The sequence below is a fragment of the Microbulbifer variabilis genome (assembly GCF_056232115.1).
This window is the reverse complement of sequence record NZ_CP174325.1, coordinates 2,903,671-2,925,361: the sequence shown is the minus strand read 5'-3', so window position 1 is coordinate 2,925,361 and position 21,691 is coordinate 2,903,671. Positions and strand designations below refer to the sequence as shown.

19 protein-coding genes are annotated in these 21,691 nt (G+C 47.5%); 7 read left to right on the top strand and 12 right to left on the bottom strand.

The features are described 5' to 3' along the window. Positions 1-205: 205 nt before the first annotated feature. From ACJJI7_RS13005 to ACJJI7_RS12995, 3 genes are all read right to left on the bottom strand, one after another. Positions 206-817, bottom strand: a complete 612-nt coding sequence (locus ACJJI7_RS13005) for an NUDIX hydrolase (RefSeq protein WP_444901976.1) — start codon at positions 815-817, stop codon at positions 206-208. Positions 818-944: 127 nt separating this feature from the next. Beyond that, on the bottom strand, positions 945-4,103 hold the full coding sequence (locus tag ACJJI7_RS13000; protein WP_444901977.1) for an efflux RND transporter permease subunit: 3,159 nt from the start codon (positions 4,101-4,103) through the stop codon (positions 945-947). A 32-nt stretch (positions 4,104-4,135) separates the two neighbouring features. Further along, positions 4,136-5,413 (bottom strand): efflux RND transporter periplasmic adaptor subunit, encoded by a 1,278-nt coding sequence (locus tag ACJJI7_RS12995; protein WP_444901978.1) that lies wholly within the window; start codon positions 5,411-5,413, stop codon positions 4,136-4,138. Between the two features lie 103 nt (positions 5,414-5,516). Between ACJJI7_RS12995 and ACJJI7_RS12990 the strand changes: the two genes are divergently transcribed. Both ACJJI7_RS12990 and ACJJI7_RS12985 read left to right on the top strand, forming a co-directional pair. After that, positions 5,517-6,062 (top strand): NUDIX hydrolase, encoded by a 546-nt coding sequence (locus ACJJI7_RS12990; RefSeq protein WP_020411692.1) that lies wholly within the window; start codon positions 5,517-5,519, stop codon positions 6,060-6,062. Between the two features lie 100 nt (positions 6,063-6,162). After that, the gene (locus tag ACJJI7_RS12985) at positions 6,163-6,696 is read left to right on the top strand and encodes a DUF4124 domain-containing protein (RefSeq protein WP_020411691.1); all 534 of its coding nucleotides are present in this window, start codon (positions 6,163-6,165) and stop codon (positions 6,694-6,696) included. A gap of 3 nt (positions 6,697-6,699) precedes the next feature. On the opposite strand, the gene ACJJI7_RS12980 is transcribed toward ACJJI7_RS12985, so the two are convergent. From ACJJI7_RS12980 to nhaA, 5 genes are all read right to left on the bottom strand, one after another. Further along, complete coding sequence (locus ACJJI7_RS12980) at positions 6,700-7,062, bottom strand: YqfO family protein (RefSeq protein ID WP_282951277.1); 363 nt, start codon at positions 7,060-7,062, stop codon at positions 6,700-6,702. Positions 7,063-7,145: 83 nt separating this feature from the next. Next, positions 7,146-8,000, bottom strand: coding sequence for a thioredoxin (trxA, locus tag ACJJI7_RS12975; RefSeq protein ID WP_020411689.1), 855 nt, complete (start codon positions 7,998-8,000; stop codon positions 7,146-7,148). 42 nt (positions 8,001-8,042) lie between these two features. Then, positions 8,043-8,408 carry an MmcQ/YjbR family DNA-binding protein gene (locus tag ACJJI7_RS12970; RefSeq protein ID WP_020411688.1) on the bottom strand — a complete coding sequence of 122 codons (366 nt, stop codon included), beginning with the start codon at positions 8,406-8,408 and terminating at the stop codon, positions 8,043-8,045. Positions 8,409-8,432: 24 nt separating this feature from the next. Continuing rightward, positions 8,433-9,806: a hypothetical protein gene (locus ACJJI7_RS12965; RefSeq protein WP_444901979.1), complete on the bottom strand. Its 1,374-nt coding sequence runs from the start codon at positions 9,804-9,806 to the stop codon at positions 8,433-8,435. Between the two features lie 114 nt (positions 9,807-9,920). Next, complete coding sequence (nhaA, locus tag ACJJI7_RS12960; RefSeq protein WP_020411686.1) at positions 9,921-11,381, bottom strand: Na+/H+ antiporter NhaA; 1,461 nt, start codon at positions 11,379-11,381, stop codon at positions 9,921-9,923. 126 nt (positions 11,382-11,507) lie between these two features. Here nhaA and ACJJI7_RS12955 point away from each other — a divergent pair, with 126 nt between their 5' ends. From ACJJI7_RS12955 to ACJJI7_RS12945, 3 genes are all read left to right on the top strand, one after another. Continuing rightward, positions 11,508-12,269 (top strand): TlyA family RNA methyltransferase, encoded by a 762-nt coding sequence (locus ACJJI7_RS12955; protein ID WP_020411685.1) that lies wholly within the window; start codon positions 11,508-11,510, stop codon positions 12,267-12,269. Positions 12,270-12,530: 261 nt separating this feature from the next. Further along, positions 12,531-13,034, top strand: coding sequence for a thermonuclease family protein (locus ACJJI7_RS12950; protein ID WP_282951280.1), 504 nt, complete (start codon positions 12,531-12,533; stop codon positions 13,032-13,034). Between the two features lie 1,975 nt (positions 13,035-15,009). Next, positions 15,010-16,089, top strand: coding sequence for a bile salt hydrolase (locus tag ACJJI7_RS12945; RefSeq protein ID WP_282951281.1), 1,080 nt, complete (start codon positions 15,010-15,012; stop codon positions 16,087-16,089). Between the two features lie 103 nt (positions 16,090-16,192). Here ACJJI7_RS12945 and ACJJI7_RS12940 read toward each other — a convergent pair whose 3' ends face one another. The 3 genes from ACJJI7_RS12940 to ACJJI7_RS12930 form a co-directional block, all read right to left on the bottom strand. Further along, positions 16,193-16,588, bottom strand: coding sequence for a GNAT family N-acetyltransferase (locus ACJJI7_RS12940; RefSeq protein ID WP_282951282.1), 396 nt, complete (start codon positions 16,586-16,588; stop codon positions 16,193-16,195). A gap of 47 nt (positions 16,589-16,635) precedes the next feature. After that, the gene (locus ACJJI7_RS12935; protein ID WP_444901980.1) at positions 16,636-17,103 is read right to left on the bottom strand and encodes an OsmC family protein; all 468 of its coding nucleotides are present in this window, start codon (positions 17,101-17,103) and stop codon (positions 16,636-16,638) included. A gap of 213 nt (positions 17,104-17,316) precedes the next feature. Further along, complete coding sequence (locus ACJJI7_RS12930; protein WP_020411679.1) at positions 17,317-17,661, bottom strand: 4a-hydroxytetrahydrobiopterin dehydratase; 345 nt, start codon at positions 17,659-17,661, stop codon at positions 17,317-17,319. 262 nt (positions 17,662-17,923) lie between these two features. Between ACJJI7_RS12930 and ACJJI7_RS12925 the strand changes: the two genes are divergently transcribed. Beyond that, positions 17,924-19,747, top strand: a complete 1,824-nt coding sequence (locus ACJJI7_RS12925; RefSeq protein WP_444901981.1) for a DUF885 domain-containing protein — start codon at positions 17,924-17,926, stop codon at positions 19,745-19,747. A 20-nt stretch (positions 19,748-19,767) separates the two neighbouring features. Here the strand turns inward: ACJJI7_RS12925 and ACJJI7_RS12920 are convergent, their stop codons facing one another. Continuing rightward, positions 19,768-20,454 carry a sterol desaturase family protein gene (locus tag ACJJI7_RS12920; protein WP_444901982.1) on the bottom strand — a complete coding sequence of 229 codons (687 nt, stop codon included), beginning with the start codon at positions 20,452-20,454 and terminating at the stop codon, positions 19,768-19,770. A gap of 212 nt (positions 20,455-20,666) precedes the next feature. On the opposite strand from ACJJI7_RS12920, the gene ACJJI7_RS12915 reads away from it, so the two are divergent. Further along, positions 20,667-21,584 (top strand): LysR substrate-binding domain-containing protein, encoded by a 918-nt coding sequence (locus ACJJI7_RS12915; protein ID WP_026304906.1) that lies wholly within the window; start codon positions 20,667-20,669, stop codon positions 21,582-21,584. The last annotated feature ends 107 nt before the right edge of the window (positions 21,585-21,691 follow it).

Sequence of the window (21,691 nt, the reverse complement as noted above, 5' to 3'; positions counted from 1 at the left end):
TTTTCAATGTCGGCGAGGGAGGGAAGTTGTCCTGCCGGAAGATCCTATTTTTCCAATTATCATTACTGATCCGGATACCCTGCGATCAGATAAATTTGTTGTTGGATGCATGGAACAACCAGGATGAGCTGATACCGGGCTAAACTCCCAACACAGTAATAAAACAGGCCAAAATAAATTATAAAATTATTCCCACCAACCAGGACTAATTTAATGCACGCAATGGCACATCATCGCGACGCCCAATTGATACCCCCAGTATTCTTACCAGAAATTCCGTAAGCACCCCAGCAGTAAAACCCCAGATTTCATAACTCTCGTATTGATAAGCCGGCAAATAAATAGCTTGATCATCAATGGTCACTCTATCGGTACGGATACGGGGATCAGCCATAAAAAAAGAAAGGGGAACACGGAACACGGCATCCAGCTCACCCGGATTAGGGGAAAGTTCGATATCAGGGGAGATTACTCCCACCCATGGGGTTACATTTACCTGCCACCTGGTTCTACGCGGCCACAGGGGACCGAGCATACGCACCGCATTCATCGGCAGGGCAACTTCCTCCTCTGCCTCGCGCAAAGCGGTATATTGCAACGACGGGTCGGTGGCATCCCAACGTCCCCCAGGCAGCGAGACCTCTCCGGAATGGGTGGACAAATTGGCGGAGCGCTTGGTAAGAATTACCTGTGGGTCAGGCTCATCGGTCAGGGCAACCAGAACCGCCGCGTGACCGGACAGATCCGGCCCTATTGGAACTCCAGCCTCAAGCTCCTCAATCTGATGAAATATATTTTTTTCAATCGTTGATAGCATAAATCACTGTCCTGCCCCAGAAGACCTGGGTACTCCCTAACTTTCATCATACTCATTTCTGGCGTTAACACCGAGCTATCTGCCACATAATCCATTTGTCGCATATAGCTCGAACACCTCTACATCCCTACTTTTCCGCCGCAACACTTCGTTCAGTCTGCGGGGTATAACCGCCTTTTAGCTTCTCCCGCACTGTCTGCACCAAGGCGTAATAGACCGGAACCAGCAAGGTGGCGAACAAGCTGGCGGCCAACATGCCACCAAACACCACCAACCCCAGGGAAACCCGGCTGACAGCGCCGGCCCCAGTGGCCACCAGTAACGGTATCACTCCGAGGATAAATGACATAGCCGTCATCAGAACCGCTCGGAAACGCAGGCGCGTGGCAGAGAGAGCCGCATCAGCAATCGACTTCCCTTTATCCCGTTCTACACAGGCAAACTCCACAATCAGGATGGCACTTTTGGCCGCCATGCCAATAAGTAAGACCAAACCAATCTGGGTATAGAGGTTGTTGATAGAGCCAGCCAACCAAACCACCAGCATGGCGCCGCATATAGCGATTGGCACGCACAAGAGCACTGCGATCGGAATACTCCAGCTTTCATACTGGGCGACCAAGAACAGGTATACAAACACAATGGCCAGACTGAACAGGATTGGAGCCAGATTACCCGAAGTTATTTCCTGCAAACTGATCCCTGTCCACTCATAGCCATACCCCTCCGGCAGGTTTTCGGCCAACTCCTCCATTGCATCCATAGCCTGTCCACTGGAGTAACCGGTCGAAGGGGCACCGTTGATAGTGATACTGTTGTACAAGTTATAGCGGGTGATTGTTTGCGGAGCGACGATCGGGGTGATAGTGGCAACTGAAGTCACTGGCACCAGGCCACCGCTATTGGCACGCACGTAGAAGCCCGCCAGGTTTTCTTCCTCATCGCGAAATTGCGCATCAGCTTGGGCAATCACCCGGAATACTTTGCCGTACAGATTGAAATCATTGATGTAATAGCCACCAAGAAATGTCTGCAAAGTGGAATAGACTTCCGGCAGGGGCACTCCGAGCACATGGGCTTTTTCTTTGTCCAGTTTTAATTCCAGTTGGGGAGTGCTGGCCTGGAAGCTGGTAAAGGCCTGAGCAATTTCCGGACGCTGGTTAGCGTTACCCAGCAGGTCAAATAAAACCTGGGTGAGTTCCAGAATACTGCGCCCCTGTAAATCCTCAAGTACAAATTCGAATCCACCCACGGTACCTATACCCGGTAACGGCGGAATTGCGAAAGGCATAATCTGCGCATTGGGTATCGCTGCCAGTTTTTTCTGTAGGCGATCCATCAGGGCAAACTGATGATCTTCTTCGTTTGTTCGTTCGTCCCAGGGTTTCAGCACCGCAAACATCATGGCCGTATTGGAGGAGGCACTGCTGGTGAGCAGGTTGTAGCCCGGCACCCCTACCACATGGGCCATGGCCGGCTCTTCCAACAGAATATCCGTGACCTGATCAACCACCGGTCCAGTCCTCTCCAGGGATGAACCATCCGGCAGCTGCACATGCAACATAAAAGTGCCCTGGTCCTCATCGGGAATAAATCCGGTGGGAATACTGGCAAATAACCAGGCGGTAAAAAGAAAAAGCCCGATAACAGAAAGGATACCAATCAGTGGAATTTTCACACAGGCCTTAACCATGCCCACATAAAAATTGGTGGAGCGATGGAGCAGTTTATTAAAGAAACCAAATGCTCCGGTCTCTTTAATTCCGGCAACTTCTCCATCTTTACCGGGTTTAAGAATACTGGCACACAGTGCCGGGCTCAGCGTAAGCGCATTTAGTGAGGAAATAGCCACCGCCATAGAAATAGTAATGGCAAATTGTTGATACATTTTTCCGGTAATACCCGGCATCAACATCACCGGCACAAATACGGCAAACAACACCAAGGTGGTAGCGATCACCGGCCCGGTAACTTCTCGCATAGATTCCAGTGCCGCTTCTTTGGGAGGCAACCCCTCCCCCATCAGGCGTTGGGTGTTTTCCACCACAATAATTGCATCGTCCACCACAATACCAATGGCCAGGATCAGCGCAAACAGGGTGATGGTATTGATGGTCATACCAAATGCCAGCATCAGAGCGAAGGTACCGACCAGAGATACCGGGATGGCGATAGCGGGAATCAGAGTGGAGCGCCAGTCCTGTAAAAACAGGAACACCACCAGTATTACCAAAATCAAGGCAATAAACAGTGTCTGCACCACTTCCTTAATCGAGGCCTCCACAAAGAGAGTGGTGTCATAAAGAACTTCTGCAGTGAGCCCTTCAGGGAAACGTTGAGAGAGCTGCGCCACCTTCTCTTTAATGCCCTCAGCCACATCCAAGGCATTTGCATCAGGTAATTGATAGACCCCCATCACTGCCGAAGGCTCGTTATCCAACTGACCATAGGACGAGTAGGATTGACTCCCAAGTTCGACCCTGGCTATATCCTTAACCTTAACCATGGCGCCATCGGGCTTGGCGCGGATAGTAATATCTTCAAATTCCTGAGGGCTAACCAGACGTCCCTGCACCAGAATATTGTACTGAAATTGCTGATCCTTGCGGATAGGTGGCGAGCCAATCTGCCCTGCCGCTACCTGAACGTTCTGGGCCTGCACCGCACTGATTACATCCTGGGCAGTAACATCCAGTGCTGCCATACGATTGGGGTCCAACCACAACCGCATGGCATAATTACGCGAACCAAAAATAACAACACTGCTCACTCCCGAAACACGGGCCAGCTCATCTTTTAGGTAAATTTCCGCATAGTTGGCCAGGAACAGCTCGTCGAATTTCTGGTCTGGCGAAAATAAATTAACGACAAGCAGTAGCGTAGTACTCTTCTTGGAAACCACTACACCATCCCGTTTTACATCCTCTGGTAGTTGAGGCATTGCCTGCTCTACCCGATTCTGAACATTTACCTGAGCAATATCGTCGTCGTAACCGGATTTAAAAGTGACCGTCAGGCTATAGGAGCCATCATTGCCACTGGTAGAAGACATATAATCCATGCCTTCCACCCCATTGACCTGTGACTCAATTGGCACAGCGACACTATCGCGCATCACCTCCGCGCTGGCGCCTGCATAGTTGGTAGTGACATTAATAGTCGCAGGAGTAATTTCAGGGAACTGGGCTACTGGTAATAAGGGCAGGGATAAAATCCCTGCAAGGGAGATCAGTATGGATATTACAAAAGCGAAACGGGGCCGCCGGATACAAAAGGCACTGATCATAAAGCCGCTAGATGCCCCCCGCCCTTTCGGGACTACTTATAGTCATCTGCCTCTCCCTCATAACCCGGGAGCGTACTTTCATCCTCTCCTTTACCAGGCTCTCCTTTCTTCGCACCCTTTGACTGCATCTGCGCTGGTGAGCCACCTTCTCCTGTGGGTTCCGCCGGCTTCGCTGCGGCATCATAGGGATTGCGTGGTGTATTTTGCGGTGTTACCGGTTTTCCGGCCTGAACCCGCTGCAGGCCATTGACGATTATCGACTCACCGGCAACCAGCCCATCATTCACGGCCCAAAGTTCCCCCTCGCGTTGACCCAGGGTTAAATAGCGTTTTTCCGCGATATTGTTTCTACCCAGTACAAACACATAGCGACCCTGCATATCCTCCAGCACAGATGACTGTGGCACTAATGGCTTCAATGCCTCACTGCCGGTAAATACCAAAATGGAAACTCGGGCAAATTGACCCTGCACCAGCAACTGCCCTGGATTGGGAAACAGGGCGCGTACTGCCACAGATCCGGTATTTGGGTCTATTTGGTTGTCAATAAAAACTATGTTGCCTTTGTAGGGGTAAAAATTGCCATCCGGCAGTTCTATACGCACATCCAAACTGGTGGGGGGCAGTCCTTCTCGCCGGCGTCGCTCCGCATCCACCTGAACAGCATAAAGTTGATCTTCAGGCACCTCGAAAAGTACATAAATTGGATCCATCTTGACGATGGTCGTTAGGGGGTCAGAATTAGGGCCCACCAGGGAGCCTTCGGTAAAATCCGTGCGACCGATACGACCTGTGAGTGGCGCATAAATTTTGGTGTAGGATAGATCCAGTCTGGCGCTTTCGACTTTGGCGCGATCCGCATCCACCTGGGATTTTGTCTCCTCGTACGTGCCCATCAGTTCATCCATCTGCACTTGGCTGATAGCACCGGTTGCTACGAGGGTGCGACCTCGGCGGAAATTACGCTCGGCAACCCGTAACGAGGCCTCAGTGCGCTCCAAATTAGCGCTCTGATTATCCAACTCTGCAATAAAAGGACGTGGGTCGATTTCAAAAAGCAATTGGCCTTTCTGAACGGTATCGCCTTCTTTAAAGTTGCGGCTTTGAATATACCCCTCTACCCGGGGGCGCACTTTGTACTCGTCAGTGGCTTCTACCCTACCGACAAATTCAAAGCGCGGAATAACAGGCTGCTCTCGCACCACGAGCACCTCGACTGGAGGCGGTGGCGGCGTTTTTTCTTCATCGCCCTTGCCACCACAGGCGTATAAGACAAATAGGATCAGCCAAAAAAATAAAAAACGCGCCATGGCAGAGAAGACACCGCCTTAAATACATCAACGTCTATTAACAACTATAGGCGTCAAAATTCTGGGAGCTGACGCTGGAATCTTGCATAGGTATACTGACGACATGAAATTTTGCAGCCAATGCGGCAGTAGTGCCGTCACGTTTTCCATTCCAAAGGGTGATGATCGCCCCCGCCACCTCTGCGGCAACTGCGGCGCCATTCACTACATAAACCCGCGCGTTATCGTCGGTGTGCTGCCATACCTGGAAGACCGGGTGATGCTGTGCAAACGCGCTATTGAGCCGCGCCTGGGTCTCTGGACCTTACCTGCAGGCTTTATGGAAAACGGGGAGAGTAGCGAAGAAGGTGCCCTACGGGAGTCATGGGAAGAAGCTCGCGCCAACATCCGTGTGGATGGCCTCTACTCGGTCTATGACATCCCCCATATCAATCAGGTCTACCTGATGTACCGCGGTGAGCTGACAGATACCAATTTTGGGCCTGGACCGGAATCCCTGGAAGTGGAATTATTTCGCGAAGTGGACATCCCCTGGCGTGAAATTGCCTTTCCCATTATGCACAAAACTCTCGAGCACTACTTTGAGGACAGCAAACTGGGGCAATACCAACTGCACCGCGGCGTAATTTCACGAAAACTCAAACTGTAATCGGCAAACCCACATCAAACTTATATGGCGAATGAAGGCTAGCTGTTACCCCAAGACCTCGGAGAAACACAGCCTCACCAGATTGTAAAAGGATGTTCCGATGAAATATGCCTATATGCTTGCGGTCCTGCTCCTGGTAGGCGTAGGTTTATCAATGATTCTGCCTGACCCAGAGGGCAAACCAATAATGTCTCCCAGTGACTGGTTGCCGGACCAGAAGACAATAGACAATGTGCGCTACCAAGGGCAACGTGCACTGCACACAGTCACTTCCACTTCACAGCAATCTGCAAAGCAACTGGAAAGCTTTGTGAAGTCCAGTGGATTGATATCCCCAGTTCAAAGTGAAACACCCGCCACTGAAGTCTTCACTTGGCAGGATAGAGAGGGAAACTGGCACTTCTCTGACTCAGTGCCTGAGGGGCTGGATACCTCAGTACGTATCCACCGGGTAAAGCCCATCAACACAGTACCAGGCACTCAGGTCTCTGCCAATGAGGAGCCTCCGCATGCCCAAGCGACTCCCCCGCAGGAGAGCGCTGGAGCCGATAGCCGGATTTCCCAACTTCTTAAAGAAGTGCAAGCGTTGCAAGAGAAAAGCCTGCAGCGCCAACAAGCCTTAGACAACCTCTAGAATCTAAGCGGTGGGAAACTCTCTTGTCTCCTGCCTTTGCTTAATAGCTATATTGCAACGATCATCCAGGCGCCACAGGTCAAAAGCAGGCTCTTCATAGGGGTGGGCACCATAAAGTGCCTGCAGTGTGGCATCGACATGTTCATCCGCACATACCATTTCCACGCGATACTCTGATACCTGCTCCACCTCCCCGGATTCACCAATAAATGGCTGGCTACCTGGTAATGGACGGAACTGGCCAGTACCCAGCACTTGCCAGCAACAATGATCGTAATCACCAATGCGCCCCGCACCAGCAGCAAAAAGGGCCTGCTTCACCTCTTCGAGATGGGATTCGGGAATATAAATACAAAACTTATACATAGCAGCAGCTCATAGTGGGGCATAAAAAAGAGGCCCTTAAGGCCTCTTTCGTACGGCAAAGCCCAGCATCAATTCATAATGATTTAAAACATCATTGTCATCAGTTTGCGCTGGTATTGGATGGCAACAGGGTCTCCAGTACCGAGGCTTTTTACAATATCCAGGAATGCCTGCTTGGCTGCGCCATCGGCAAAGTTCATATCCTTGCGAAGTATATCCAGTAATAGCTCCAGGGCTTCCTGGTGACGGTTCGCCTGGCTGTACTGTACCGCCAACTGGTAGGCGGAGTCATAGTCCTGGGGATTCTGTTCCAGCGCCTTCTGCAATGCCTGGATTTCCGGAGTATCCGCGGCCTGCAGCTTCAATTCCAGCTGGGCCATCAATTGCTGGTACTCTGCATCTTGATCTGCAAGCAGGATTTTGCCCAGCACAGTTTCCGCTTCTTGGGCGCGATTCTGGTCTAGTAATACTGCTGCCAGCTGCTTGGCAATATCTGCCCGCTCTGAGGACTCAGTGTAAGCTTGGCGCAACAGAGGTAAAGCCTCATCCACCTTACCCTCACCAATAAGTGCTTGGGCCTGCTGCAACTTTATATCCCAGGGCTTGGGCAGATATTTGTCCAGTATTTCGCGGATCTGGGCTTCCGGCTGCACGCCCGCAAAGCCATCCACCGGTTGACCATCTTTCAATAACATCACCGTCGGCAGGCTGCGTACTCCCAGCTGGCCGGCAATCATCTGCTCGGTATCCGCGTTCACTTTGGCCAGCAGGAACTGACCAGCGTACTCGTTAGCCAGTTTTTCCAATACTGGCATTAACTGCTTACAGGGTTCACACCAGTCCGCCCAGAAATCCACCAGTACCGGGCGCTTCATGGATTCTTCAATCAATACTTGCTGGGCGTTTTCTGCCGTTACATCGACAATAAATTCGTTCACAAACTCTCCTGAGTCACGTCTGCGTATTGGTTTGTTGTACTGTTAGCGGTATAGGATATCGGCGCCATAGGCCAATTCAAGGGACTGCCGCTCTATCTTGCGCAGGCCTTTTACTACCAATCCATAGGATCGATCTGCCATCCGCTCAATCTCATAATCTGGCACTGTGCCATCCAGCAACACCGTATTCCAGTGCTTCTTATTCATGTGGTACCCCGGCAGCACGCCGGGGAAAATATCCCTCAAGGCCTGAGCCTCATCCGGGTCACACTTCAGATTGGAGGCATCCACTCCACGGTAACGGCTGAGGGTAGCAAACATTCGCCCCTTGATCTTGTATACCGCCACATCTGGACCAAAGGGAAAATCCTCAATAGCCTCAGGGCGAGATAGCAGATAATTCCTCATCGCCACTCTCAACATATTAAAACCCTACCAATCCAGTGAAGACGGCAGGCGCGGTGAGGACAGCAGTTTGGCAAAACGGTGCCAGCGCTCATCGGTATTATCAGTACCGCGCTCTACATAATCCGCCACCAGCTTTTTCCCCCAGTTATAATTAATGACATAAGCGCCATAGGCATCCACAAAGTCCTTTCTTTGCTTGGCTTTGGCCGGGCTCATCAGGGTGTACTTCTCAAATAGCGCCGGCACATCATCACCTTCGATTTCCCCATCAATATATTGGCGCGCGATCTCATTACCGGCAAAGCTCAACTTATCCACTAGCGCCATAACGCGATCGTACTTTATAGCATTCTGCGGATTCAGCCCGGCCAGGGGGTAGAGTACTTCCATCTCAAAGCGGGTCTTTTCCTCACCAGGAAAGGCCAGCTCAATACCATAGTTAGCACTGCCCTCGGCAATAAGAGACTGAGGGCTGAACAGAGGGTAAACACTGTATTCCACCCAGCCGCGCTCTTTCACCAGGGACTGCTCCAGCAGCGCATTGTAGGTGTGATGACCGGGATAACCCTCATGGCACCCCAGATCTATAGCGCGATCAATAGTGATCGGCAGACCACCATTCACCTGGATTAAACTGTGGGAGCCCCCCTGGTACCAGTTGTAACCGCTCCAGGGCTTGTCGCTGACATACTCCAGTACAAAGTTCTCATTGTCCGGCAACGGAATGTACTGCTTGGTACGCAGACGACACTCTCTAATTGACGCATCGAATACCGCCTCAAGCTTGTCTGCGGGAATCTCAAAATTACTGCGAAATGCCTGTACCCGTTCACTCAGTGGCTGGTCACCCGGTAGCAACTCTTCCAACTCCGTAAGCAGGGGCTCAAACCTGGCAAAGTCCTGCTTAGGTGGCTGGGTGTCATACAGCTCGCGGGCCTCCTGGGCGAAGTTGCGTTCGCTTTCCCCGGAAAGGCGCTTAGCGTGGGCCACCAAAGCCCCCAATTGGGTTTTCAGGTAGTGAAGACGAAGGCCACCCATAGAACCATCTGCTTCTCTACCGACCGGTAACCGTTCAAGTAGCGCCTCCCCACGCTGGGCAATTTCTGCCGTGGTCGCGCTACTTTGCTGTGCCTGCTCACGCCACTCGGCTGGGCCGTAAAAAGCATCCACATAGCTCTTGTCATGATTACCCAGCTCCAGTACCAGGGAAACATACGCCCTTGCCACATCGTCAATAGATAAATCGCCCTTCGCTTCTTCCATAGCCTGTTTTGCCTCAATAACCTTCGGTGGTATCGCCGTATGGATCTCACTGGCTTTTTTTCCTTCACATGCACCCAAAAACAGTGGTACAGCTAGCATCGGCAACAGACCCACCGCTTTAATCGCTTGCATCATTATTATTTCTCGCTCGACTCATTTAATACCGATATTGATTGTGTGATGAATTGTCTCTGGTGGGAACCGCAGCCCCACAAGGCAGGGGCCCACAATCAAAATGACGACAGGAACTTAGCTATGTTTTCCAGGGTGCTCGTCCGCTGCACTCTCCCCGAGGCCCTCCTCGTCTTCTACCTCCAGGTGCACACCTTCAAATTCTTCTGACACAGGTGCACTACGCAACACCAGAAAACCAGCGATACCGGCGATCACAGAGGCTAACAGAATGCCCGCCTTGGCCTGAATCAACAGATCCGCCTGGGTGCTAAACGCCAGCTCGGCAATAAATATCGACATGGTAAAGCCGATACCGCCTAGTAATGCCACCCCAACAATATGTTGGAAGTTCGCCGATTTAGGCAGCTTGCCCCACCCCAACTTCCAGCCAATCCACGTAGCACCCACGATACCCACCAACTTACCGATCACCAAGCCGGCAATAACCCCCAAAGTAACAGGGTTAATCACCGCAGTAGTGCTGGTAAAGCTGTCGAACGGAATACCCGCATTGGCCAGGGCAAAGATGGGGATTACCAGGAAGCCCACCGGGGTATGCAACCGGGTTTCCATACGCTGCAGGGGAGACTGTGCCAGGTTCACACCATTACCCAGAGCCATGACTCGAGCACGCAAAGCATCATTGGCAATAATCTTGTCTCCCGGGCGGAAGCAGCGATCAAAGCTGCGAATAATATCTTTTACAAAAGTACTGAACGCCACCGGGTCATATTTAGGTTTGGCAGGCAATGCCATAGCGGTAATAACGCCGGCAATGGTTGCGTGAACACCGGCCAGGTAGAGTTCATACCACAACAAGACCCCAACAAAAACATAAGCTGGGGAGCGGCGCACACCGGCAGCCTTTAACAGCCACATAATCACCACCAAGCAACCCGAAGCAATCAGCGCAGTCAGGTTTACCTGTTCGGTATACCAGATTGCTATTACCAGGATGGCACCCAGGTCATCCACAATGGCCAGGGCCACCAGGAAGGTTACTACCGCCCGGGGCACCCTGTTACCCAGTAACGCAATACACCCCACTGCAAAGGCAATATCTGTAGCCATAGGGATACCCCAGCCACGCTCTGCCTCACCGCCAGAATTAAAGGCGCCGTAGATCAGGGCCGGAACCACCATGCCACCAATGGCTGCCATTACCGGCAATACCGCTTGGCGCAAGTCGGAAAGCTCGCCCACCATAAATTCGCGCTTCAATTCCAGGCCTACCAGAAAAAAGAAGATTGCCATCAGGCCATCATTAATCCAGTGATGAAGGGAAAGAGAAAACTCCCACTCCCCTGCACTAAGGCTGATAGGCATATGCAGCAGGTGTTTGTACGCGTCTTCCAGGGGGGAGTTGGCAATAATCAGTGCAGCCAGCGCAGAAAGCATCAGTAAAATGCCGCTGCTGCTTTGTCGATGGATAAATTCTTCGAAAGGTGTCACCAGGCGCCCAAAGGCCCCTTCTAAAGGCGCTTCAAATACCTTTCCTTTACGAATCTTGAACTTATCCAAAACGCTTTTTGCCATCGACTGACGTCCTCCTACCTAAAGACTAGCCCTACAAAAACGAGGGCCGCACTTCTACCTACGGGAGCCAGAGGTTAGCATGGCCACTGTATTCTTAACCATATTGACAGGATTGCATTGCAGAAGATGACCCGATTGGACCAATTGCTCGTAAAGAGAAAACTCGCCAATTCCCGCACTCACGCCAAAAAGCTGGTTGATACCGGCAGGGTCATGCTATCTGAAGGCGGCCCCCTAGAACTAGCACGCAAAGCCGGGCAATTAGTCAGTGACGATTGTTCCCTTAATGTCACACCGTTACCGGAAGATCAGTATGTCTCCCGTGCCGGATTAAAGCTGGCAGCCATTCTCGATCACACAGGCTTAAACCCAAAGGGGTGGCACGCCTTGGATATCGGCTGTTCCACCGGCGGATTCAGTGACTGTCTGTTGCAGAAAGGCGCAAAATCTGTCGTAGGAATAGATGTTGGTCAGGGCCAGTTGGCAGAGAAACTCCTGGTGGACCCACGTATGCACCTGTTTGAGGGTATTAATGCTCGCCACCTGGAAGCCTCTCAGATAGCTCCCTATGGGGACGACGGGTTTGATACCATCGTTATGGACGTATCCTTTATTTCCCAAACATTAATACTGCCGCAGCTACCCCCTCTTTTAAAACCAAAAGGCCAATTGTTGACCCTGGTAAAACCACAATTTGAAGTTGGTCCCGAAGGTATTGGTAAAGGGGGCTTGGTGCGCAATACAAATCTCTACCCACAGGTGCGCCAGAGAATCACACATTTATGTGATGAACTGGGACTTGAGATCAAAGAATACATTGACAGTCCAATTAAAGGTGGCGATGGCAACCGGGAATTCTTACTTTGGGCAGTACATAGGGAAATATGAGCGAAGAGAACTGAAAAAAGTTTAATATTACTTTACGCCAGGGCCATCATATTTTGAGGGCCTTGACAATTTCGTTTAAAAATTAAAATTTCCAAATAGATCTTAGATACTTACCATTTAGAGTTAAGGAATATCTCTATATTCCTCTAAAAACACTCCCTCCTTTAATAAAAACTATTTATTACTATCACAATTTATAAATGAACACGTAATAAATGCTCCCTATCCTGCGCACATAAAACAACGGCCCGGATAACTCCAATGAAACGATTAATCTTGTTGTGTGCATTCTCCAGTTCATTGCAAGCAGCTCCACTGACTAACTACAGGATAATAGATGGTGACACAGTTCACGGATATATTTCTGGTGAATATGTTGAGATACGCCTTCAATGTATTGATGCACCAGAAACCTATCCCAGTACGCAAACGTATGGCCCAGAGGCTACTCAAACCCTGAATTATTTATTGTCATTTGGCTCTGTGGATTTCCAATCTACAGGGAGAGATCAGTACGGCAGAGAAACTGGCTATCTGTTTGTAAATGGGTACAACATCAATCAAGAAATGGTCGCAAGAGGAGCCGCTTGGAATTATGCCTACTATTGCGGGGATAAATTCGAGATTGAGCAAGAGTTTGCATACTACTCCAATCTAGGATTGTGGGGAGAAGCAGAAGCAAAAGACCCCTACTGCTTTCGCAAGAGCCTGGATCACGCTTTTTGCTATTACAATCCGGAAAATAATTTAATTCTAGATGATTGACTCACTACAAAATCATCAACGCTAACTAAATTTCACAACACTTAATAAAGCGGCCTGAAGAGTTTAATAGATTCTCTACCAGGCCGCTAAAACTATAAATTTTTTATAACTCTACATTTGAAATTTTTGGAACAAGAATTGCTCAACCTTTGCTTCAGCTATTCCAATTCTTGCGGGCTAATTCTCAAAATTAAATGACGGGGCTTTCCATAGTACCCTAAAGCCTACTTCATATCTCCTTTGACTATATAGGCTTCAGCCAAGCTACTCAACACTTTGTAAGTTTCTGAGTATTCAGCATTCAACTTAAGGAACTATATTACCCGATCAACATCAACCCAGAACCACCTATTCCATAACCGACTATAACAATAAAAATTGATAACATCCCCCATTAGGAAAAAATTTTCACAAAGCGCTTTCAAACATTCTCAAATATCTCTCAATATTGATCACCAAAAAAACCTGGCCTGACTATCAATCATATAACCTTTAAACAGGTCTTAATTCGCTATAGAAACCAATAACGGACATCATGTAATACTTTTCTTATAAACCATATATCACAGAATCAACATACAGACCAATAAATTCTGAGACATGATTTCCCTTGAGAAATACATGCTGATTCATTGAGATGTAGCTATACATAACTTGTATTTATCAAGTGGCTCACTTCATACAAAATCGGTACATTTCTTCAGTAAAACCTGATCGCCCTACCATATACCGGGAACAATCGCAGAGTAAACATTAAAAGTCTTGGGGAATGAATAAAAATGATAGATAGCTTAAAACCTTGCAAATAAACAACCTGCTAGGACTTGCCATCCTGAAGTCGGACAACCTTCATTAATCTCAGTAATACCTAATACTCCATTTCGATATCCACCATAGTTAATCTGCAGCCTGTTTGGTGAGCTATCTCTTACTCATTCCTGGCTTATAATTCCAACAAGAATCATTCCAGGAATAATTGGAGTAGTATCAGAGGCCATTTGTTTAACCGTGCCAGTAAAATAGGAAAGAAGCTATTTAAATCTACATCAAGAAACTAAAGAACTGGATATTTTTTCAATTCACCTTTCCGATAGGAAGTGAGTGGAGGTACCCAGCACTCCCGCTCCTCATTCAAAACTTCCAAGGTAATTACTTTGTGCTTATTTAGCGTAATTTCGTTAGAATCAACGCCTACACTAAAAAATGCAAGTAGGTCAATTAAATAATTGACCCTCACCCATTTATCCCTCACTCTAAAAAAACGCCTTAATTGCCATGAAGCATCTGACTACTCTAATCAGGATAGTAGGATTCACCTAGCCCAGAAAGGACAACCAATTCCATGGCAACCATTGCTGCCGAAAGTATAAACATGGTGGAATCGATTCGCTTATCCATTACTACATCGTACTTATCGATAATATTACTTTTGTTAACTATTAGGGCCCTATTTTCCCTGATCTGCGACTCAACCATAAAAGGCAATAATGTGTCCTGTTTTGCCCAGGTCTTCACTCTCTCAGTAGAGTCAGGAAAGCCTGCAACCTTTTCCCCTACACCAAAAACTGCCCATTAGACATTTTAATGTTGTCATAGATTCCAGCCAAATTATCGAGTATTTGTTTATTCGGGGCTACATCAAATAAGGTTCCATATCCCCCGCCAATATAAATAAAGCTACAAAAAACATAAAGACTACTATCTTAAACTAGCAAGATAAATTTCTTTAATGCTAATACCTATACCCTTATCATTTAAAACATTGACTTCGACTAATTTATACTAAATGACAATTCAGCCAAGACTTTTCCAGCCAACCTCATTAAATAAAAATCTCACTCGCTCCCGGTACTTCGCCTAACTAAACAAAGACTAGGAGTAGATATCCGCCAAGGTTAGTCAGTGCATATTAGAGCTCATAAGAAAGAAGCTAAACTACTTATCTTTCATCCACGCCAAAAAGGCGAGTCGTGCAATGATCAAGGTAACTATAAGAAGAGTGCTACTGATTATCTCACTGCTTCTACTTTTTTGGCCATTCAAACTCTATGCATGCTCCCGGGTTGCCTGGAATACCGAGCAAGGTGTTTTTGCCGCCAGATCAATGGATTGGGGACATTCTTTTGAGGATATTCTTTATATAAATCCTCGAGGCATGAAGATGATTGGTGAGGATGGCCATAACCCCGCCAAATGGACTTCAAAATATGGAAGTGTTGTACAAAGTATTATTCCCTATGCCCGCCAATATGGCTTCTCAAATAATGACGGTGCTACCGACGGAATTAACGAAAAAGGTCTAACGGCACATATTCTATATCTTGGAGCAACCGGCTACGCCAAACCAAATAATACGCCAGGGGTATCCTATATGCGCTGGCTGCGTTTTATTCTCGATAACCATGCTACAGTCGCAGATGCTGTCATCGGGATGAAAAATATACGCATATCGCCAGTGAAAGTTGGTGGCGAAGTACTTGGTGCACATATGGCAATAGAGGACCCAAGCGGTGATTCAGCTATCTTCGAAATAATCGATGGTAAATTAGTTGTACATCACGGTAAGAAATTTTCGGTTATGACAAATGACCCACCTTATGGATGGCAGCTTCAAAACCTGCCTTTTTACCAAGGCTTTGGAGGACTTAAATCTGTTCCAGGAGGGATTGATGGCGCTGACCGTTTTGTTAGATTATCTTACTATCAACACAATCTACCAAAACCTGCCAATGATATTCAGGCAGTCGCTTATCTCCTAAGTGCTATTCGCACTGTGGCCGTTCCTTTTGGCGCACCTTACAGTCGCCCCAATCAGAAAGAGGGGCCTGAAGAACCAGCTACTTACCCCACTTGGTGGCTTTCGGTGATTGATTTAAAACGCCGAATTTACTATTTCAACTGGGTTAAAAATCCAAATATTGTTTGGGTAGATTTACATGGAATTGATTTTTCAAAAGGCACAGGAAAGCGGGCTGCCGACCCAAAGAACCCCCAATTGGTTGGAGATATCACGAAAGTATTTAAGCCAGTAAAAAATAAACAGAAAGAAATATAAGATGTACAAGTTAACCCGAAAACACCATTTAATATCAAACACTCGGTCCGATATTCCATATGGCCTTAATTACAGCCAAGATTTTACATACTTTGATGTAAATCTACTTCAACATGTACATCCCCTCACTTTCAGGGCTGCTTAACTTAAATCCAAACTTCTCGTATAGCTCCGGTACATCCGCCATAAGAGTAATATAAGCTGAAGGCATGGCCTCCCGATCCAAATAAGACATCATATGCCTCATCACCAAGCGCCCTAAACCTTGCCCCTGGTACTTTGGATCGACAGCAACATCAACAATTTCAAAATTCAGGGCTCCATCCCCTACTACCCGCCCCATAGCAATAGTCTGTGAGCCTATTTTGATGTGGATGCCATACAGGCTGTTGGGCAAGCCTTTTTCCGCAGCCGCTCTGGTTCTCGGGGTAAGTCCAGCAACTTCCCTCAAACGAAGAAAGCCTTCAACGGGAACCACGTTCTCTACCACTGTATACATAATATATTAAATACCCCTTAATAAATCACAACACTTAATAGTGTCAGCTAATCCTCGCGAATTTCTGTAACTATTTCCGAGTTAACAGAATTGGCAATAAAACACTGTTTATGTGAAAGATGATGGATTTTTTCCAGCTGCTCCCTACTGGGCTTCTTATTTCCAAAAAAACGCACCAGGGGGCGCAGAGTAACCTTGGTCATTGCCAATTTGCCCTCCTTATTCGTATCCATTAGACCAACTGCTTCATCACGATACTCATCCACCACAAAACCTCGCTTGGCAGCAATGGCCAGGAAGAACAGCATATGGCAACTGGAAAGTGCAGCGACAAAAGCTTCTTCCGGGTCAACATTCTCTGCAACCGAATATGGAATGGGAACCACATGAGGGGAGGAGGAAGCCGGGACGGACAGGCCACCATCAAATTGCCAGATATGAGCGCGACTGTATTGATTATCGGTAAAAATCTGGTTGTCGCGCTGCCAGACTACTGTGGAAGTGTACTCAGACAAAATCTCTCTCCTTTTATCCAGGGCACACAATTTCTGTTCTTACAGATAGAGTCTTTCTCTGCTATTTTGACTGATTGTCTGAAATCTACGGGCTTACTCGGGGACTTCCAGAGAGGGCAGCCAGTTGGCAGGTATCTTCGATGATCATTTCCAACCTGGGGTCAGGGCCGGGCACTTAGGGACAGAGGCCGCAGAGCGGCCCCAGAGGTGCTATCACTCAGCATCCAATTGCTGGTCAGTACGTGCAGCCATAATAAAGTCATTCTTGTGCAGGCCCTTAGCCTCATGACTCCACCAAGTCACAGTAACCTTACCCCATTCGGTAAGCAACGCGGGGTGGTGCCCCACCTCTTCCGCAATAGCACCAACACGGTTAGTAAACGCCAGAGCCTGCTTGAAGTTACGGAACTTAAACACGCGCTCCAGTTGCATGATGCCCTCTCGGGTCATTGGGGTCCAATCTGGGATCTGACGCAGCAATCCAGGAAGTTCGTTATCACTGACCAGGGGCGCATCTGCTCGGCAGGCTTCACATTGTTGTTGGGCGAGTTCGGTCATAAATGAGTCCTCAACACCTTGTTTATTATCGGCTATTTAGCGTGGGCTCCACTCTAACCGGGGCTCCCCAACGAAACAAGCACACACTCAAAAAAGGCATTTTATACGGTTTTAACACGCCAATATGATACAGCCTGCTAAAAGCAGCGGGGTAAGCCACTGTTGGAGACATTTGGTGCCGACCAGCCGCAGCAACGCCATCAAGTGTGTTAATTTTTGAACAGCCCCCAGGTATTAGAAGCCCAGCGAAGCAAGGACTCTTATGAAAGCCCTTTTGTGTATGTTGATATTACTGTCATTCCTCTCAACTAGTGCCTGCGGTCCACAGAGTCTGGATAAGAACCGTATTACCCCCCCGGAGTCCGAAACTATCGCAGAAATGCGGGCTGAGACAGAGCTGACTTTCCAGCAATTGAGTGAACAGTTCGTTAATGGGCTCTGGCGTCTTTTTCCGTCCTGGGCTGTTCGTGAGGGCTACTATGATGTCGCCACCCAGATACAGGTACCCAATAAGGCCTACCGGAAATACTTGCTGGATTTTGCGGAGACTTATGAAGAAAAGTTTAATGCACTGAACATAGATCAGCTAAGCATCAACGCACGTACTGACTTGGCATTGATCTTAAACTTCCTTCTGCGTTTACAGTGGGAATATACCACCTTCAAATCTTTTGAATGGGACCCCTCCAATTACAATGTTTCTCATCCTTTTGCCCTTATATTGAATACGGAGTATGCACCTTTAGAGCAACGCTTACGAACTTTTAGTACTCGTATGCGCAAGGTACCGGAATATTATCAAGCTGCTATGCATAACATCCGCAGGCCCGCCGCCCCTCAACTGGCACTGGCTATCCAGCAAAATGAAGGGGCCATGGAAGTATTCGGTGAAGAGACAGAAAAGAAAGCAGTAAACAGCCAATTGTTCGACGATGAAAAAGCAGTTTTCCAACAGCGCCTGGAAGTAACTCGCCAGGCTATCCAAGGCTATATTACATTCCTGAAGAAACTACAAAAAAAACTGGAAAAAACTGGAAAATTCCGCGATTTTCGTATTGGCGAAAAACTCTACGAGGAAAAATTCAATTTTGATATCCAGATTGGTATAAGTGCAGCCGAACTTTACGAGCTTGCAATGGAAGAAAAGATATTAGTTCGAGATAAAATGCTAGAGCTATCAGAAAAACTCTGGCCCAGATATTATCCTAAAGAAGCCCCACCTTCAGATAAGCAACTCAAGATCCAAAAGGTACTAGATAAACTATCCGAACACCATGCCACAAAATATACTTTTAAGGAGAAGGTTGAACAACAAATTCCAGAATTAGCCACTTTTGTAACTAAGAATAACTTGCTAACACTGGATAAAAACAAACCTCTGATTGTACGCACCACTCCACCTTACCTTCAAGGTTTTGCTGTTGCCTCCATCAATGCTCCTGGACCTTACAATAAGAATGCCATTACCTATTACAATGTAATGCCTATGGCACAGCTCAGCGACAATCAAGCTGACAGCCTGCTACGAGAATACAATAACTACACCCTGCAGATCCTCAATATCCACGAGGCCATCCCGGGACACTATACTCAGTTGGTTTATGCCAACCAATCCCCCAGTCTTATAAAAAGTATTCTAGGTAATGGAGCCATGATCGAGGGGTGGGCTGTCTATGCTGAGCGTATGATGTTAGAAGCTGGATATGGTAACTTTTCTCCAGAATTGTGGCTGATGTATTACAAGTGGAACCTGCGCACTATCACCAATACAATCCTGGATTATGAAGTTCAAGTAAAAGGCCTTAATGAAGCCGATGCACTTAAGCTGATGATTCAAGGCGCATTCCAACAGCAGGCTGAAGCTGAGGGCAAATGGCGGCGAGCCACCTTGAGCCAAGTACAGTTAACCAGTTACTTCGCGGGTTACACTGACATACTTTCTCTGCGTGATGAAATAAAGCAGAAACTCGGGAAAAAATTTAATTTAAAAGAATTTCACGAAGAATTTCTCAGCTTTGGTAATGCACCTGTACCGATAATTCGAGAGCTAATGTTGACCCAGCTGGAGGAGACGGGATCTATTTGAACCAAATACGTTTTAGAGCTCTAACTCTCGTTCTTCTGGCAATACCCAATAGATTCCCAATGAAAAGTACCCAGCAAAAAATCAAACAGGGGGATAGTCAAATTAAAGTTACATTGATTCATCAAGTTACGTTGATGATGTATACGATGTAGTTGAGCCAACTCACGCAGAACGGGAACTCGATGAAACCAATGATCCAGAGGCTGGTGGTATCCCAAGTGCAACAATTCATAACCCAAATGATTTACTACAATAGTCACAATCAAGAGGTAAGCAGCATTCATCGACAAGAAAATAGAAAAAAAATACCCTAAACTCGGGGCTATCACTAAAGCAAGAGTTGCCGTTAAGTAAGTAGGGAAAAGTACTATCCTCCAGTCTCTGGTAGTATCAATTGAAAACAGGGGCGGAGAGAAAAAACTGTGATGATCCCCAGTATGTCTGCGATAAAAAACTCCTGCAATTCTAATTTTTTTATGACCAGCCCAACGATGACTTGCGTATTCAGAAAAGTTATATAGAACAACCCCTACGGGGATCACTAATAACTCCCAAGGTTTTAACATATCCAACTGAAATATGCAGTAAATACAAACTCCGACGCCAATAGCCAGAATACCCGATAGATGAAACCACCCGCTGTAACGGCTCTTCACTCGTGCCCGGTACCCGGCTCTGAAAGTAGCCGCATCGTGATTGATCGACATATCTGCTCCTTTTTATTAGAGTTGGTATTCCGTAAAACTATATAAACAATCAGAATCAGGCTGTTTGATCACATCTCTCTAGAAGTGATGTAAAGGGTGCCTCTCATCAATTGCATTAGCAAATTTAAGAATTTGATTGACCAGAAATATAATCAGGCGGATGATTGAATTCTAATAAATAATAATTAACAGCATTATTTGTGAGATTGATAATGTCGAGTCATCTCAGATCAATGGACTTGAATTTACTGCCTGTATTTGATGCCCTGATGGTCGAACGTAACCTGACTAGGGCTGCAGTAAAGCTACACATGAGCCAACCTGCAGTAAGTGCCGCTTTAAAGCGCTTGAGATCCACCTATAACGATGCCCTTTTTATCCGCACCGCAAAAGGGCTACGCCCTACCGAGCGTGCCCTGTCACTACACCCTTCCATTCACACCGCTCTTGGAGCAGTGAGATCCAGCTTTCAGCAACTCGACTTTGAACATCATGAGGCAGAAAGGGATTTCTCGATTGTTCTACCCGATGTGGTGGAAACCCTTATGATTCCAGGACTCAGTGCCTGGCTACGAGAGTATGCACCTGGGATAAGGCTCACAATATTGCCTGACGAATCAGAGATGACTTCCAGAATGGTAAGCAATGGTGAAGTCGACTTAATTATCGATTATTTACCATTAGAATCTCCCAATTACAGCAGCCTGATTATTGCCGAAGAGGAATTGGTGGTGATCGCAGGAGAGCATAATGAGAAGGTAGGAAAATCCATCTCTGAAGCGGATTTTCAATCAATACCACAAATATCATTGCTGAGGGGAAGCCCCGTAGGCTCACCGATGGAGAGGCTGGCCAGACCGAATAAATTGCAGCGCAATATTTGTCTGCGTGTCCCACACCTATCCTCCTTTCCTCATATAGTCGCCACCACCGATTTAATTGCCGTTGTACCCGCAAGGATGATGAAGTTCTCTCATTACCGAGCACTACCTGTTCGTACAATTGAGCTGCCTATGGACTTCCCCAAGGTCAGCCTGCAGCTGATTTGGCATAAGTCACAAACCAATAACCCCGCCCATCGCTGGTTAAGAGAAACCATTTTGCAGCTTTACCCAGAGCTGGGTATGTAGAGGCTTTTGGAGTGTGCTGCACCAGGATGAATCTAATTGAGGCATTAGGTTAGGCTTTTACTATGCCTGTTTACAGTGACTAGCTGAGATGACAACCTAGTCCCGCC

Coding starts and splice junctions, on each gene's coding strand:
- ACJJI7_RS12950 (WP_282951280.1), top strand. CDS start 12,531: ATGAAACGATTAATCTTGTTGTGTGCATTCTCCAGTTCATTGCAAGCA.
- ACJJI7_RS12965 (WP_444901979.1), bottom strand. CDS start 9,806: ATGATGCAAGCGATTAAAGCGGTGGGTCTGTTGCCGATGCTAGCTGTA.
- ACJJI7_RS12985 (WP_020411691.1), top strand. CDS start 6,163: ATGAAATATGCCTATATGCTTGCGGTCCTGCTCCTGGTAGGCGTAGGT.
- ACJJI7_RS12920 (WP_444901982.1), bottom strand. CDS start 20,454: ATGTCGATCAATCACGATGCGGCTACTTTCAGAGCCGGGTACCGGGCA.
- ACJJI7_RS12915 (WP_026304906.1), top strand. CDS start 20,667: ATGTCGAGTCATCTCAGATCAATGGACTTGAATTTACTGCCTGTATTT.
- ACJJI7_RS12970 (WP_020411688.1), bottom strand. CDS start 8,408: ATGAGGAATTATCTGCTATCTCGCCCTGAGGCTATTGAGGATTTTCCC.
- ACJJI7_RS13000 (WP_444901977.1), bottom strand. CDS start 4,103: ATGATCAGTGCCTTTTGTATCCGGCGGCCCCGTTTCGCTTTTGTAATA.
- ACJJI7_RS12930 (WP_020411679.1), bottom strand. CDS start 17,661: ATGACCGAACTCGCCCAACAACAATGTGAAGCCTGCCGAGCAGATGCG.
- ACJJI7_RS12955 (WP_020411685.1), top strand. CDS start 11,508: ATGACCCGATTGGACCAATTGCTCGTAAAGAGAAAACTCGCCAATTCC.
- ACJJI7_RS12925 (WP_444901981.1), top strand. CDS start 17,924: ATGAAAGCCCTTTTGTGTATGTTGATATTACTGTCATTCCTCTCAACT.
- ACJJI7_RS12980 (WP_282951277.1), bottom strand. CDS start 7,062: ATGTATAAGTTTTGTATTTATATTCCCGAATCCCATCTCGAAGAGGTG.
- ACJJI7_RS13005 (WP_444901976.1), bottom strand. CDS start 817: ATGCTATCAACGATTGAAAAAAATATATTTCATCAGATTGAGGAGCTT.
- nhaA (WP_020411686.1), bottom strand. CDS start 11,381: ATGGCAAAAAGCGTTTTGGATAAGTTCAAGATTCGTAAAGGAAAGGTA.
- ACJJI7_RS12995 (WP_444901978.1), bottom strand. CDS start 5,413: ATGGCGCGTTTTTTATTTTTTTGGCTGATCCTATTTGTCTTATACGCC.
- ACJJI7_RS12940 (WP_282951282.1), bottom strand. CDS start 16,588: ATGTATACAGTGGTAGAGAACGTGGTTCCCGTTGAAGGCTTTCTTCGT.
- ACJJI7_RS12945 (WP_282951281.1), top strand. CDS start 15,010: ATGATCAAGGTAACTATAAGAAGAGTGCTACTGATTATCTCACTGCTT.
- ACJJI7_RS12990 (WP_020411692.1), top strand. CDS start 5,517: ATGAAATTTTGCAGCCAATGCGGCAGTAGTGCCGTCACGTTTTCCATT.